This window comes from Faecalibacillus sp. TM498 (assembly GCF_020589955.1).
In the GTDB taxonomy this organism is placed as follows: Bacteria; Bacillota_I; Bacilli_A; order Erysipelotrichales; family Coprobacillaceae; genus Faecalibacillus; species Faecalibacillus intestinalis.
On record NZ_JAJDKB010000005.1, the window covers coordinates 75,595 to 91,813 of the forward strand.

At 28.4% G+C, this 16,219-nt stretch carries 12 protein-coding genes and 1 riboswitch; of the genes, 1 reads left to right on the forward strand and 11 read right to left on the reverse strand.

Going from position 1 to position 16,219, the window contains the following annotated elements; all coding sequences use genetic code 11:
• The 3 genes from LJD32_RS02960 to LJD32_RS02970 all read right to left on the reverse strand — a co-directional run bounded on the left by LJD32_RS02960 (position 1) and on the right by LJD32_RS02970 (position 4,097).
• Positions 1 to 1,560: an NAD(P)/FAD-dependent oxidoreductase gene (locus tag LJD32_RS02960; protein WP_032090634.1), complete on the reverse strand. Its 1,560-nt coding sequence runs from the start codon at positions 1,558 to 1,560 to the stop codon at positions 1 to 3.
• Positions 1,561 to 1,568: 8 nt separating this feature from the next.
• A complete protein-coding gene (locus tag LJD32_RS02965) occupies positions 1,569 to 2,939 on the reverse strand; it encodes an ATP-binding protein (protein WP_147579443.1) in 1,371 nt (456 codons plus the stop codon).
• A gap of 87 nt (positions 2,940 to 3,026) precedes the next feature.
• Entirely contained in the window at positions 3,027 to 4,097 is a 1,071-nt protein-coding gene (locus LJD32_RS02970; protein ID WP_227391714.1) for an NAD(P)/FAD-dependent oxidoreductase, read from the reverse strand.
• A 134-nt stretch (positions 4,098 to 4,231) separates the two neighbouring features.
• Between LJD32_RS02970 and LJD32_RS02975 the strand changes: the two genes are divergently transcribed.
• Positions 4,232 to 4,963, forward strand: coding sequence for a YebC/PmpR family DNA-binding transcriptional regulator (locus LJD32_RS02975; protein ID WP_032090637.1), 732 nt, complete (start codon positions 4,232 to 4,234; stop codon positions 4,961 to 4,963).
• 524 nt (positions 4,964 to 5,487) lie between these two features.
• On the opposite strand, the gene LJD32_RS02980 is transcribed toward LJD32_RS02975, so the two are convergent.
• The 8 genes from LJD32_RS02980 to LJD32_RS03015 form a co-directional block, all read right to left on the reverse strand.
• The gene (locus LJD32_RS02980) at positions 5,488 to 8,784 is read right to left on the reverse strand and encodes a DEAD/DEAH box helicase family protein (RefSeq protein WP_227391713.1); all 3,297 of its coding nucleotides are present in this window, start codon (positions 8,782 to 8,784) and stop codon (positions 5,488 to 5,490) included.
• The gene (locus LJD32_RS02985) at positions 8,781 to 9,830 is read right to left on the reverse strand and encodes a restriction endonuclease subunit S (protein WP_227403798.1); all 1,050 of its coding nucleotides are present in this window, start codon (positions 9,828 to 9,830) and stop codon (positions 8,781 to 8,783) included. Before LJD32_RS02985 ends, LJD32_RS02980 begins: the two co-directional genes overlap by 4 nt.
• A 26-nt stretch (positions 9,831 to 9,856) precedes the next feature.
• Positions 9,857 to 10,852 (reverse strand): site-specific tyrosine recombinase/integron integrase, encoded by a 996-nt coding sequence (xerA, locus tag LJD32_RS02990; RefSeq protein WP_032090639.1) that lies wholly within the window; start codon positions 10,850 to 10,852, stop codon positions 9,857 to 9,859.
• 61 nt (positions 10,853 to 10,913) lie between these two features.
• Positions 10,914 to 12,062, reverse strand: coding sequence for a restriction endonuclease subunit S (locus LJD32_RS02995; RefSeq protein WP_227403799.1), 1,149 nt, complete (start codon positions 12,060 to 12,062; stop codon positions 10,914 to 10,916).
• 40 nt (positions 12,063 to 12,102) lie between these two features.
• Positions 12,103 to 13,629, reverse strand: coding sequence for a class I SAM-dependent DNA methyltransferase (locus tag LJD32_RS03000; protein ID WP_032090640.1), 1,527 nt, complete (start codon positions 13,627 to 13,629; stop codon positions 12,103 to 12,105).
• A gap of 329 nt (positions 13,630 to 13,958) precedes the next feature.
• On the reverse strand, positions 13,959 to 14,618 hold the full coding sequence (gene tenA, locus LJD32_RS03005) for a thiaminase II (protein ID WP_032090641.1): 660 nt from the start codon (positions 14,616 to 14,618) through the stop codon (positions 13,959 to 13,961).
• A gap of 42 nt (positions 14,619 to 14,660) precedes the next feature.
• Positions 14,661 to 15,482 carry a hydroxyethylthiazole kinase gene (thiM, locus tag LJD32_RS03010; protein ID WP_227403800.1) on the reverse strand — a complete coding sequence of 274 codons (822 nt, stop codon included), beginning with the start codon at positions 15,480 to 15,482 and terminating at the stop codon, positions 14,661 to 14,663.
• 248 nt (positions 15,483 to 15,730) lie between these two features.
• Positions 15,731 to 15,837: riboswitch (TPP riboswitch) on the reverse strand.
• Between the two features lie 40 nt (positions 15,838 to 15,877).
• Positions 15,878 to 16,165, reverse strand: a complete 288-nt coding sequence (locus tag LJD32_RS03015; RefSeq protein ID WP_032090643.1) for a hypothetical protein — start codon at positions 16,163 to 16,165, stop codon at positions 15,878 to 15,880.
• Positions 16,166 to 16,219: the final 54 nt, after the last annotated feature.

The window sequence follows — 16,219 nt, forward strand, 5'->3', positions numbered from 1 at the left end:
TTATCTCTCTCCTTTGAGTAATACCTCACTACATTTCAAACCATCAATTGCACTTGACATAATACCTCCAGCATATCCAGCACCTTCGCCAATTGGATAAATCCCTTTAATATTACTTTCCATATTTTCATCTCGATAAAAACGGATTGGTGCAGAACTTCTTGATTCAACACCAAGTAATGTGGCATTACTTGTAAATCCATTAATCTTATTATTCATTAAAAGAAGTCCTTCTTTTAAATTTATATTCAAGATTTCAGGAAGTAATGCATTGAGATTAGCATTTTTAACTCTTTTTAAACTTGTTTCAATATTTTCAATACCTTCTTTATTTTCTAAATAATCTTCTACTTTTTGAACAGGTATTGAATAATCACTTCCACCGAGTTCAAAAGCTTTTTCTTCCAATTTTCTTTGAAAATACATCCCAGCAAGAGGATGTGAACTACCAAAATCATCAGGTGTCACATTGACTAAGACAGCACTATTAGCGTATTTATTATCACGTTTGTAATTAGACATACCGTTAACAACCAGTCTTTTTTCTTCACTAGCTGCATTCATGACATAACCACCAGGACACATACAGAAAGTATAGACTCCTCTTTTTTGACTTGTATGCACCGCCAATTTATAATCAGCCGCTTTTAATGCAGGATGATCATAGAATTTTCCATATTGGCTTTTATTAATAAATTCTTGACTGTGTTCAATACGCATTCCTACTGCAAAAGCTTTTTGAGAAATTTCTAATTGTTTTTGATAAAGCATTTCATATGTTTTTCTCGCACTATGACCAATAGCCAATACCAGTTGATCTACTTTTTCTTTATATGTTCCTTCATTATTTTCTAAAACAACTTCTTTTAATTGATTATCTTCAATAATGATATCTACTAATTTTGTTTCAAAACGAACATCTCCACATTTTTCAATATCTTTTCTGATATTTTTAACCACATTAATTAAAACATCTGTTCCTAAATGTGGTTTATTTAAATAAAGAATATCTTCACTTGCACCATGTTCATAAAAAGTATTCAATACAAATTGTTTACGATAATCCTTAATACCTGTCGTCAACTTTCCATCAGAGAACGTTCCTGCTCCTCCTTCTCCAAATTGAACATTACTTTGAGTATTTAACTTACCTGTTTCTAAATAAGTATCAATGTCTTTTTTTCTTTCATCAACACATTTACCTTGTTCAATCAAGATTACCTTTTGCCCACTACGCGCTAAATTATAGGCACAGAATAATCCTGCTGGCCCACTTCCAACAACCATAATTGTTTGATTATTTGGTGTTAACTTGTCATAATGATATTCTTTAACTTTACTTACTTGTTTACTATGTGTTTTTAATAATTGATCTTCATCGACATATTCAAAAGTAAAGCCCATATTAAAATGTACTTTATTCTTTCTTCTTGCATCGACTGCCTTTTTAGCAATCTTTACATTCTTTACTTGTGATTTTCTTATATTTAATGTATTCGCAATAACTTTAGCATAATCTTTTTCATCTAAAGAAACTGCAATATTACTTACTTTTAACATACCTTCTCCTATCTCTTTATTTTCCAATATCCTTTTTTGTTATTTCCAACTCTTTCAATAATTCCTAAATCCTTTAACTTTTTAATATTATTTGAAATACTCTTTCTACTCATTTTCATAATATTTGCAAGTTCGGTAATTGTATATCCAGGATCATCATATAGGGATTCTAGTATCTTATTCATTGTATCGTTCACCCTATCGTTCACCCTATCGTTCACCCTATCGTTCACCCTATTAGTCACCTTTGAAAAGTTATCAATCACCAATCTTTGAGGTGCATCAAATTCAATCATAATATCCGTAGGATTAATATAATATTTTGGCATTGGTAAATCATTTTCTATACATGAATCAAATATTTTTTCTATACCTCTTCCCCATGACTCAATATGTCCTGCTAAATAGAAAACATGTGCAATATTAGGATTATAGGGCTTAGAGCCATGTTTTTGATAAAGAGTTTCTTCTGTCCAATGATCTGGAAGCTTTCCAACATTTGTAATATAGAGTTTATCTTTATAAACACTTATTTGTATTGGTACACCAGATTCATATTGTTTATGAACAATAGCATTTAATATAGCTTCTCTCATACTTGCTTCACTTACAAAGTATTCTTCAACTCTTTGAAGTCCATCATATGAAATCTTAGCTTTCATATATTTAAAAAAAATAAGTTCTATAACTTTGTCAATTTGTTCAAAAAGTGATCCTCTTACTTCATCTTGATAAATTAAATCAGCATCTGTTTCAAAAAATCCTACTTTTATAAAAGCACCTGTAAAATATCTCTCTGGATCTTTTGAAAACAAAAGTAAGGCAGCATTTGTAAGATAACCATTATTTATCAAATGAAGTTTATCTAATAATGTTTCCGTATCTTCTTCTAAAATCGTATCATCTATTCTTTTTTTACGAATTGCAAGTTCTTTAAACTTTTGAATAGCGTTTTGATCTAAATCTTCTATTTTTACTAATGGGTGTGGAACGTTATCCCAAGTTGCTCCTCTTTTACGTAAAATAAAACTTTCTAATTCAATACCTGTCAACTTTTGTGATGTACTCCCACTTCTAAAATAATAGTTTCCTTTACAAGATATAGCTATTGGATAAGACGGAACATCTATTTCTATATATTCCAAATTATTTTCTTTACATAAATTAATATCTACTACGATTCCCATAGCATCTCTTATTTTACTTGGTAAGGATTCTAATAATTTTTTTGAATTTTCCACACCAATAATTTTACCATTATCATCTATACCAATAAAAAATTTACCACCTTGTGCATTGGCAAACGCACATATACCAACTAAATATTCATCTTTCCAAACTGATTTCCATTCTATATTGTGCTTTTCTTGACTTTCCATAGTTAGCTCCTTATTATTTGGTAAATATAGTTTTTCCACTTATATATTCATTATAACATTTCTATTTAAAACACATTTACTACTCTTTTATTTCTTTATCGATTTTGCCACATGTACACCACTTGCAAAAGCAAAATGTAAATTGTAACCTCCACAATCACCATCAACATCCAAAGCTTCTCCACAAACATAAATGCCTGGATATTTCTTAAGTTGTAAATTTTCATCTACTTCTTTTAAAGAAACGCCTCCATGACAAACTTGTGCTTTTTCAATTGACATGGTATCAAGAATCTTTATTTCTATATGTTGAGGATCAATATTTTTTTCTTTAAAAACCTGAACTATTTTTTCATGAAAGAATCCTTCCAAACCATAGTGTTGAAATTCTTCTTTTTCAATATCAGGCAATAAATTTAAAACAAGTTTTGGATTTTTTAAATGCTCTAAATATCTAGATAATTGCATAACACAAATACCTGATAGACCATAATCTGTAAACATGATTTCTCCTGTTTGTTTTTCAATCAATTGATTTTGATCATAAAGCATTGCAATTCCCTTTACTCTTTGTCCTTTTAAAGCTTTAAAAACGGGTTTTGTTTTTACTTGAACAAGACTTGGTGTAAATGGAATCGTGGAAATATGCATTTTTTCTAACATTTTTAAATTATTTTGTCCTGATAAATGACTGGCTGGTGATCCTGTCGCAATGACTATTTTATCCGCTTGATAATGACCATTAGTCGTAATAATTTCATATGTTTTAGCTTTTTTTATTGCTAGAACCTCACAATTATCGATATACGATACATTATCCATATTTTTCATTAAAGCATTTTTAACAGATAAACTTGAAAGTGAATATGGATAAACAAGGTTTTTTTCATAACGTAGTTTTAAAGAAAATTGTTTAAAAAAATTGACGACATCAAATTCTTTAATTAATTTTTCTATTAAAGGGTCTTGATGATTATAGTACTTAATATCCATATTCAAATTTGAAACATTACATCTTCCATTACCGCTAGCAAGTATTTTTCTAGCTGCTTTATTAGATTGTTCCAAGACAATAATATTATATTTATTTGTTTTTACTAATTCATTCATACATGCAAGTCCACTTGCACCTGCTCCAATAATAACAATTGTTTCCATCTTTATCCCTCATTTGCTTTTTCATTATACATGAACAAAACTCGTTTGTCATTTATATTAAACCTTGAAAAACCTCGATGTATTCGCTATAATAACCAAGTATTGAGATTACATACAATTAAGGAGGCTTTTTTATGGGTAGAGCACATGAAGTGCGTAAAGTTGCTATGGCAAAAACTGCTGCAGCAAAAGCAAAATTATATTCTCGTTATGGAAAAGAAATCTATTTAGCTGCTAAAGCTGGTGGTACTGATCCAGATGGTAACTTAGCATTAAGAAGAATTATTGCTAAAGCTAAAAAAGAACAAGTTCCTGCTGACGTTATTAAACGTGCAGTTGATAAAGTAAAAAGTGGAGCTACTGAAGATTATCAAGAAAAAACATTTGAAGGATATGGTCCAAGTGGTTCAACTGTTATTGTTAAATGCTTAACTGATAATATTAATCGTACTATTTCTCAAGTACGTCCTGCATTTACAAAATCTAAAGCTAAATTAGGAAATGAAGGTTCAGTATCTTATTTATATGATACATATTCTATTTTAACTTTTAAAGGATTAGATGAAGAACAAACTTTAGAAGCTTTAATGGAAGGTGAAGCCGATTGTCAAGAAATTGAAACTCATGAAGATGGTTCAATTGAATTGACTGGTGCACCAACTGATTTATATAAAATGAAAGATGCTATTGAAGCAGCTTGTCCTAATGCTGAATTTGATGTAGAAGAAATCGCTACAACACCTCAAGAATATGTATCTCTTGAAGGTGAAGATATGGAATTATTTGAAAGATTAATGAATCTTTTAAATGCTTGTGATGATGTAGATAAAATCTACCATAACGTTGAAAATTATGAAGGAGAATAATTCTCCTTCTTTTTCTTTTTCTGATTATTAATAAGTGATATATTTTATCATATTCAATATTTATTCCTTTTTGTGTAACATAAATATTGTTGTCATTAAAACATATTTCCAATATTTTGTTAAAACTCGAAGTAAAACTATCAATTCGATGTATTGTTCTAATAATATCCGGTCTACTTAAATTAGCAAATTTATTTATATAATTTCTTTTTATATTTTTGCGTTTTTCTTAAAGATTTTTCCTTCATCTTTAAAGAACTGATCTACTAAAAATTCTTTAGTAAGGGTATAAAATTCCCTAATCCTTACGTTACAAAACCTAAATTACTTAAAAGTTATTTTTCAATATAAATTGAAGCTTGTCTAAATAAACCTCGTTAATTCATACATAGTAGTTTTAATTCATTTTGACTTTTTGAAAGATATTTATTATAAAAAATTTCACATAAATAATCATTCTATTTTTTACAACCAAATCAAATATTTTTCATATTTTTTTGCTATTTAATTAAAAATTATTATTTTCAAACAAATAATGCATTTTGATTAATAGAATTGATAACTCCTGAAATTCCTTGCCAAACAGCAATATCATTTCCAAAAAGATCAACAACTGTTCCCTTATCTATAAATGGAGATTCTTGCAAAACAGATAAATCTTTTAAGACACCATTCCTAACAATATATTCTATAATTTGATTAACAAAATATATTTGATTTTCCGATAAATTAGTATCATTCAAGTATAATGAAAAAGCTTCTTTAGCAGAATTCATATCCAAACCAACAATTTCTCTTACAAATTCTCCTAATGGTTTTTCTCCATATTCTGAATAATATTGTTCTTTAGTACCTAATTCACCCCATAAAACATTCTCTAAATTTTTTAAATCATATTTGTTCAAAGGTTTGTTTGTTTTTAATTTTAAAATAACAGGATTATCCATTTCATGTTTTCTTATATAATATTCAACTTTATTACGATAATTTTTTAAATCATCTGATTCCAAATTTGATTCATGCCATTCTCTAGATAAAATATCATCTTCAAAATTAGTATCAAATTTCAAATGTTGCTTTGGTATATATTTTATAAGCTCTCTTAATTTTTTTCTAATATATTCAAATTCATTTATGCCTGCATCTTTCAAATATGTTGTATGTAAAATTTGATTAATAAGTTCCGATTGTTCTTTAATTTCAGGTATATTAGATACTTTTGAAATACGTTTTACCTTTTTTACTAAATCAGTTCTTCCTTTTGTATATTTTTTACCAGCTAAAAATGCTAACTCAATTTCATACATTAAAGCATCAAATCGAACAGCTGTAATTTCATCTTCATCTGGTAAAATTAAATGCGCCAATTCTTGACTAATCATCAAACTGTCTTCATATGACAAAGTAACGTAATTATCAGGATTTGAATATAGATCAACATATTTTAAATGTTGCCGAACAGCAAAGTTGTCTCTATTTAGTTCCTGTACTTTTCCTACCATATAATCTACTAATTCTTTTCTCCATGAAATTAACTCTTCAGTTTGATAAACAATGTCTTGTAATTTATATGCTATTTGAAATTTTAAATTAAAGATTGCGCCTTGAATCGGCAAAGTATTTGATGAAGCATTTCCCTTATTCATTCTAAAAAATTCAAAATTGCCACAAAAATCAAAAATATAGAATATTTTTTTATCACTACCATCCATAAGATACGGACATAATCTAGTACCTCTTCCTATCATTTGCCAAAATTTTGCCTTGCTCATGACTTTTTTAAAGAATACTAAATTTAAAACTTCAGGAACATCAATCCCAGTATCCAACATATCAACTGATATAGCAATTTGAGGTAATTTATTTGGATCAGAAAACTCATCAATTGCTGATTGAGCATAATTAATATAATTATCTATTACTTTTGCATATCCTGCTAAATGAGGATATTCCTTGTTAAATACGTCATAAATTTTTTCAGCATGTTCATGATTCTTAGCAAATATAATTGTTTTTCCTATTTTTTGTCCATAATCTATTTTTAAACCATCTTTAAATAATATTTGTAAAACTTTTTTTATAGTATCATTATTAAATACCCATTTATTCAATGCAGATGAATCTATTTTTTTAGGAAAATTACCATTTTCATCAGTGAAGGTATCTTCATAAATTCGTTTATCTTCATCACTTAATTCATCCCAATTTATGCCTTCTTCCATAAATTTAACTTGTGTTTCTAACGATAAAAAATCTACTAAGTATCCATCTTTAACAGCTTGGCTTAATTCATATCCATAAGTTGGAACACCATTTTCCAGCTCAAAAACATCATAAGTATTTTTATCAATTTCATCTTTTGGTGTTGCTGTTAAACCAATCATAGGTGCATCAAAATAATTAAAAACATCTCGATATTTATTATAAATGGACCTATGTGCTTCATCACATATAATTAAATCAAAATGTCCACATGTAAATAGCTTTTTTCCTTCATCTTTAATAGAATCAATACATCCCATCATTGTTTGATATGTTGAAAATACTGCATGTGCATTATAATTATCTTTTTCTTCCACTAAATTTGTATTAGAAAGATCCTTAAGCATATTGTTAAAACTTCGTTTAGCTTGAGTAACTAAAGAATTTCTATCTGCCAAAAATAATATGTTCTTTATCCATCCATTTTGTAATAAAATATCTACTAATCCAATAACTGTTCTAGTCTTTCCTGAACCAGTAGCCATAACTAATAAAGCTTTTCTTCTATTTCTTTTATCAAAAGCTTCACAAACTGCTTTAATAGCAGCTTCTTGATAATACCTTCCTGCTATTTCCTTGTTAACTTGTATGTAATTTAAATGAGATTTCATTCTTCTTAAATTAAAAAGTTTCTCTAAATCTCTTTTTGAATAAATGCTAGAAACTTTTCTTTCAGGATATTGTCCATCATTGATTTTAATTTCAAAACCATTCGTTAAAAATATAACGGGTCTTCTTTTATATTTTTTTTCTAATAAATCAGCATATAATTCTGCTTGTTGTCTTCCTTTTGACACATTAACACATGTCCTTTTTGCCTCTATAATTGCTAAAGGTTTATGAGAATCGTCATATAAAACATAATCCGCGTAACCTACTTCCGACTTATTTGGCATACCTGGCATTTCAACCTCGTTAATCCAATCTTTACCTTCAACCCATCCAGCATCTATAAGCATAGAATCTATATATATTTTTCGAGTTTTATATTCTGATAAATCTAAAGGTTTTGGAACATAATCTCTGTGTTGTTGTTCTCTTCTTAATGTTAATTCTTGTTTTAATGCTTTATTTTCTTCAATAAGATCATTAAGTTTTATTTCTTTTTCTTCAATTTCAATATTTTTGGACTCTTGGTTAGTTAGAAGACTTTCATCATATTCCTTTGCTTGATAAGATTTTCCATAACAACAAGCTATAAAATCAGTAAAATAAAATAAATTTTTTAAACATAATTTTGCTGCATTTTCTGATATCTTATTTGAAGTATGAGCAGCATCATTTCCATATCTACGAATTAAATCTAATCTTCTCCATAAATCAACACCAATAATATCTCTAAACTCATCAGTATGCATCAAACTATAAAGAGAGTCTTGATAAGGAACTTCTAAATCATTATCAACAGAATACATCCATTTAATAGCCATTTCCAAAGCACGCCGACAATTAAAAACACAAGTGCCAATATCAATGTTAAATACTTTTTCTGCCGTAATAGCTATATTAACAAAGCTTTCAAATTCCTTTTCACTTTTCAAATAATCAAAGTTTGTCATAATAGACCCTCCTTTATCATACTTTTAATTATAAATCTTGATTTATCGACTTCTTTTACAAAGTCTGCAAACTGATTTTGAAGTTCAAGTGGTGGAACAACTTGAATATAATTTCCTACAATATCCGTATTCAAATTTGGTTGTGTTCCTCCTGGTGCAATTTTTCTAAAATAACCAGTCATTTGATTAATTGTAGTTAATAAGAATATTTTATTTAACGAAGTATCAATATTTTGAAAAGCTAGCCAGCCATCGTGAATACAACCATCAAAATTAATTATTCTGCAAAAACCTAATGACACTCCACAATTGGCAAAAATTAAGCTTCCTTTTTTTATAAATCGGCTTTTTCTTACTCCTTCTTTTATTATATGTTCCTTTGTCGAATTTATATATATACTATCGCCAATTGTTGCATCTCCAATTTTAATCCAAGGAATTGTCCCACCAAGATAATCCGAAATAGGACGTGGTGAAGCACCTCGAGATATATCACATAATTCCTTTAAAGGTTTGGAATTCCAGTTCTTATCATTAGAAATTATATCCCCAAACATCTCGACAAATCGGGCTTTAACTAATTCATCTAACATATTTAACTGCCTTTTGTATTTAGCAATTATCTCTTGTACAAAATCCAATTTTTCAACAATTTTTGATTGATTATCTATATTAGGTAAATCAATTTTTATTTGAGATGTAGACGAAATCCATTGTCGTTTGTGGTTTTCTGGCTGTTTTTGAAAATATTTAAGCATGTAATAACAATATTTTAAATTTGATTTACTAGTATTTTTTAATAATTTCATTGCTGAAGACTTTACTTTAAAAGGAAAATCGACATATTGAACTGATGTAGTAAAATCATCAAAAATAATAACCGGAAGATTATCAAAAATATTATCTTGTTCATTTGTATACCCTAAAATAAATGTCTGCCCAGCAGTTAATACGGGAATATCATAAGAATCATTATATTGATCACTTTCAACAATATATTTTGCGGGTTGCTCATATGTAATAAATTCCTCTAATTTGTATTCCATACACACCTACAAATCCAAATTTAGCACTAAGCTACATATTTTCTATGCGACTCTTTTACATTATTTTGATTAACCATAGCATAATGCATAGTGGTATCAATTTGAGAATGTCCTAATAAATTTTGTACTTGTTCTATAGGCATTCCCTTATCAATAGCTTTTGTAGCAACCGTTCTTCTAAACTTATGAGGATGAACTTTATTAATACCAAGTCGTTTACCCAAATTTCGTAATCTTATTTCGACTCCACTTATTTGTAATCTATTATATGGTTTATCTAGAGATACAAATAACGCAGGATTATCATCAGATCTACTATTTATATAGTTTTTTAAATGAATTTTTGTTCTTGCATCAAAATAAACAGGTCTTTCCTTATTCCCTTTACCAAAAACAATACATTCTCTATTTTCAAAATCAATATCATTTATGTTTATTTTTACTAACTCTCCTACTCTCATACCCGTAGAAGCAAGCAGATCAATAATAGCTAAATCTCTTATGTTATCACAATTATCTCTTAAACGTTCTAATGTCTCATCAGATAATGTTTCTTTAACAACCTTATCCGTTTTTATTTTATGTATTCTTTTCATTGGACTTTTAAGAATATAATTTTCTTCTTCAAGCCATGAGAAGAAACTACTTAAATTTCTTCTAATATTGTCAATACTTACTTTTGAACAATTATTTTTCTTTTGATAATCTGTTAGATATTTTCTCAAATGATCAGTTGTCATATGCGTAAAATGTTTATCTGTGCGATTATCTAACATTTCAAGTGTTGATTTATAGTATTTAATCGTTCTAACAGAACAGCCCTCAATTTCTTTAGATGAAATAAACTTTTCAATTAATTCAGTATTTGAATAATCAAATATCTCTTCAAAATTTTCATTTTTTATTGAAATATCAACATTATCTAAGCATTGAGTTAATGTTTTATGCAATATTTCCATTTGTGCGTTATCTAAATAACGTAATAACTTTTGTTCAATTTCTTTTATAATAGATTCTTTCATGTTAGTAACCTCCGTTACCAACATCATCTACTACCCTTTTTCTATTATTTAATTTTAAATGTTATCCAAAATATTTTTGCATTAAACTATCGAATAATTCCTGTGTTTTTTTTAGTGATTTTTGAACTTCTAATCTTGATTTATCGACTTCTTTTACGAAGTCTGCAAACTGATTTTGAAGTTCAATTGGTGGAAAAATAACATCCAACGATTCTATTTGCTGTTTATTAATTGCTTCTCTAGTAGCTCCCGTTCCAGCTAGCTTAAGCAAATGATTTTGATATTCCTTATTTGTAATAACACCATGCAAAAAAATTGGATGTATTATTTCTTTACAGCGTATTATACAAACATGTTGATTAACCCTTGCTGGTAAAATATCAATAGGAACAATATAACACCTAGCAACAGATGCACCAGTAATATTTAATAAAATATCATTTTTTTCTACTTTTACATTCGATAATTTTTTTGCCTGTTCATCCGTAATATGTGCCAGTTCTTTATATTCAAATCTATTGTTGTAAACATTCATACTTCTAATTAATGATATACCATTATGAATGTACACTTCTTTTCCACCTTTCGGTGTTGCACCCGAACCAATTTTATTACTAATGTTTTTTAATTTTCTTATTTTCCAACCTTTTTCATTTATTAAAGGATCCCCAAACATCTCGACAAATCGGGCTTTAACTAATTCATCAAATAATACGTTTTCTTCGTTAAAATTATGAATTAAACTTTCTAAAAATGAAAGTTGTTTAGAAATAGAAATTTGGATATTTTTTTTAGGTAATTTAATAACCAAATTACTTAATTTTTTTGCAGATAAGTGTTTCACAGTAACAAAGGATGTCTTATTTTCAATATCTTTTAAAGCTCTTTTTAAATAAAATCTTAAATACTCTTCATCTACATTTGAATTAGCTACAATTTTACAAACTCGTTGATTTAATAATGCATCCTGCGATTTCCACCTAGCAATATTAAACTCTCCATCCATTCCTACTAATAAGTCACCTTTATGAACCAAATATTCTGATGAAAATGGACCATCATAATAGGTATTTGAAAAGCCACGTTTAACATCTCGAATTCTAATTAATGGAATTTTTGAATCATCTTCAGTAAATTTTTTTGAATTAAACGCAAAACCATATTGTATAGTACATATCTCTCCTAATCTTACATTTTCAGCATCCATCATCCCTACAAATCCAAATTTAGCATTTGGATTTAACTCCTTCCTAGTCTTCTAGTAAAGACTGTAATTCCTTAATACATTTATCAATTTCTTGATTCAAACTTGCAATATCACCAAGTATTTCTTTACTTGGTCTATATTCTATTTTTTCATAAATAACTTCTTTATATTTATTAATTGATAAATCATAGTCATTTTCTTTGATTTCTTCTATTGGAACAAAGAAACTTTGTTCTGTTCTTTTTCTATCAACTTCTTTATCTAAATTATTAAATCTTTCTATAATATCTGGTATGTCATTTTCTTTAACTTCTGAACGTTTATCATCTAATGAAAAGCCATCTGCTTTCATGTCATAAAACCATACATTATCAGTTCCACCATGACCTGTTTTGGTGAAAATTAAAATTCCAGTAGAAACTCCTGCATAAGGCTTAAAGACTCCTGAAGGCATTGAAATAACAGCTTCTAATCTATTATCTTCAATTATTGTCTTTCTTATTGCTTTATGTGCTTTACTTGAACCAAATAATACACCGTCTGGAACAATACATGCACATCTTCCACCAGTTTTTAACATTCTTATAAATAATGCTAAAAATAGTAGTTCTGTTTTCTTTGTTTTAGCAACTTTTAATAAATTAGCTGATACTAAATCATAATCTAATGTTCCTTTAAAAGGTGGATTTGCTAAAATTAGTGAATATTTTTCATTATCACTATTTTGATCAGATAAGCTATCCCTATATTCAATATTAGGTGATTCAACTCCATGAGTCATCATATTCATAGCTCCAATACGCAACATTGTTCTATCCATATCAAATCCATGGAACATATGATTCATATAATGATCTCTTTTTTGTCTATTCATAAGAATGTCATTTTTGTAATTTTCTCTTAAGTAATCACTTGCTGTAACTAAAAATCCGCTAGTACCACATGCAGGATCACAAATCAATTCATCTGGTGTTGGTTTCATTAAATCAACCATCATTCTTATAATGTGTCTAGGTGTTCTAAATTGTCCATTTCTCCCCGCAGTAGCAATTTTACTAAGTAAATATTCGTAAACATCTCCTCGAATATCTACGTTTTTTTCTTTACTACTAATATTTTTCTCCTCTTTATCCATTAATTCATAAATCTCATCCAAAGAATCAATTACTTTAGATAAGACTAATGGTGTTGGAAGTTTAAATATTGCATCGCTCATATATTTTGAATACGCACTATCTTTGTCATCATGTAAATCTTTTATAAAGGGAAAAACCCACTCCTGCATAATTTCATATTGCTTATTAGCTGGATAATCCCTAAAAATAGACCATTTCAATTGTTTCCCTTCAATTGATCTTTCGCCAATATATATTTTCTCTGAAAATATACTTTTAAAAGTCAAACCTAACATCGAGCTTTCTTTTTCTCGTTTATTATCACTAGTATCCAATTCTTTTATAAACATAAGATAGGTAATTTGTTCAATTACTTCTAATGGATTTGTTAATCCACCAGCAGCAAATATATCCCATAAGGAATCAATTTTATTTTTTATTTCACCAGTTATCATTATTTTTTCTCCCTTAACTTATTAAAAATAACTTAAAATAGTATTCACCTTATCTTATTCAATGATTTCGTGTGTTTCTTAATAAAATAAAGTAAATAACTCGTAGTTATATACAAATTATAACATTATTTCTTTTAAGTTTGTCACATATTTATACTTTTACAATTTGAACATCTATTTTTTATATATTCTTTCTTCAATTTCACCAATATTAGTAAATGAATCTATAATTTAAATTATAAAAAAGGATTGATCTCATCTACTTATAAGTATCAATCCTTAGATTACATTTTATAGCTCAACTGTTTCATCAGTTTTTTATGATTTTATTAACAACTTTTATCCCATGACATTTGCCAAAATGCAAGTTCATATCTTGAACATGCTACAAAGATATCAATAAGATGTTGAATTTGTTTTTTTGTATAATCTTTAGTAAGTTGATTCATTGTTTCTATTAAAATAATATTACCACTTGCATACTCATTAGAAGCATAACCTTTGATCCAATCCCCATAAAATTCATCATTGATTGAATTTGGATTATTTTCAACAATCTTTTTCGCAATAACTTCATAACTATAAGCACAAGATAATATAGCTGCCAAGATTTCTGCTTCTCCTTCTTCATAAGCAACACGTAGCATATAAGAGGTATAAGATAAATTATCAAGTGATGGTTTCATATCGTCTATTTCTTCTTGGCTTACATTAAATTTTCCCATATAACCACTATGAACATCTAATTCACCATTCATTACAGCAATATATTTAGCAAAAAGATTTGCTGTTTCTAAAGTTTTTGCTTTAGCAACTCCAATCGCAAAAACTTTAGCGTATTCTTTTAAATAAAGATAATCTTGCATAATATAATATTTAAATTTATCTTTATCTAATGAACCATCTTGTATTCCTTTAACAAAAGGATGTTCATTATAAGATTTCCATAGTTCTTTTGTTGCTTCTAACATCTTATCTGTTGTTTTCATAATCTTCCTCTTTTCATTATTTTAGAGCAATCACATATCTAGTTAGATTTTTTTATATTGAGATCCTTCTTGTAATTGCTTAGGAGTCATATTATAAATAGCATCAATAATATAATTTCGATAACTTGCATTACCATCTAACGCTGTTAATCTTTCATGTGCGATTTCTCCAGCAAGACCCATGGTACATACTGCAGCAACTGTTGCTTCAAGTAAATAATCAGGATTTGCGGAAACAAACGAAGCCGTAAGTGCTGATAATTGACATCCTGTTCCTGTAATCGAAGACATCATTTCATGACCATTATAAATTGCATAAGCAATATTTTCATTGCATACTAAGTCAATAGCTCCTGTAATAGCGATAACTGCTCCTGTTTTTTTAGAAAACTCTTGAGCAAAACTGACAACTTCATGGATATTTTCTGCTGTCACTTTATCTGCAAGATTAGCATCAACACCCTTCGTTGTACCACTTCCTAAAGCTAAAGTTTTGATTTCTGAAATATTTCCACGAATAACTGAAAACTGAATTTCTTTTAATAACTTTAAAGCTGTTTGAGTTCTTAACGTAGATGCTCCAACTCCTACAGGATCTAAGACAATCGGATGATGCAGTTCATTAGCTTTTTTCCCAGCAATGATCATTGATTCAATCGTACGCATATTAAGTGTTCCAATATTAATATTAAGTCCTGTACAAATCGAAGTAATTTCAGCAACTTCTTCTTGATCATCTGCCATAATTGGTGATGCTCCACACGCAAGAACGACATTAGCACAATCATTGACTGTAACATAATTTGTAATATTGTGAATGAGTGGACTTTTTTCTCTAACATTTTTTAACATTTCTTCTAACATATTTTCTCTCCTTGTTTTTTACAAGTTATTTCATAAATATGAAGATGACCAAACTTACCCATCATCAAAAACATAAACTTCGTTTATGAAATAACTTTATGGTAGTTCGGTCGATACTTTGTGGTATCCTCTCACGCTGGAACACAGCTTCCCTTCGCTTAATACAAGATTCAAGGCGCTCCCCTTCAATCCGCCACATATGTGGACACTTCTTTTTAAATAAAAAACAGGAGACATGCTCCTGTAAAAAAATCGAAATGTTGACTTCCTACGATGGCATTATCCATATCAGGTTAAAGGGTCGAAGTTTGATGACTTCCTCTCAGCCTGCATACAAGCTCCCCTGTTTCTATTTACATATTTAATGATACTCTTTATTTTTTTAAATACAAGTTTTATTCAATTTCTTCAATTTCATATTTACCTAAATAAATTAAAATATTATTCATAATAATATCAATGGCCCAATAAAAGATAACAAAGACCGCAAGTCCAACAATAAATGCATATCTTAAAATTGTTACCATATATAAAGCCGGTATAAAGGCAATCACAATAGGAATAAATCCTACTCCTGAAGGAAAATGGATTTGATAAATACTATGACATTCTTTACATTCTTGTCTACCCTTATAAGCAAAAGCAGAATCTTTTATTTCATGACTACAATGATAACATCTCATTATAATGTACAAATCATTACTGTCATTGTTCCATCAAAATCAACTTCTTTTTGA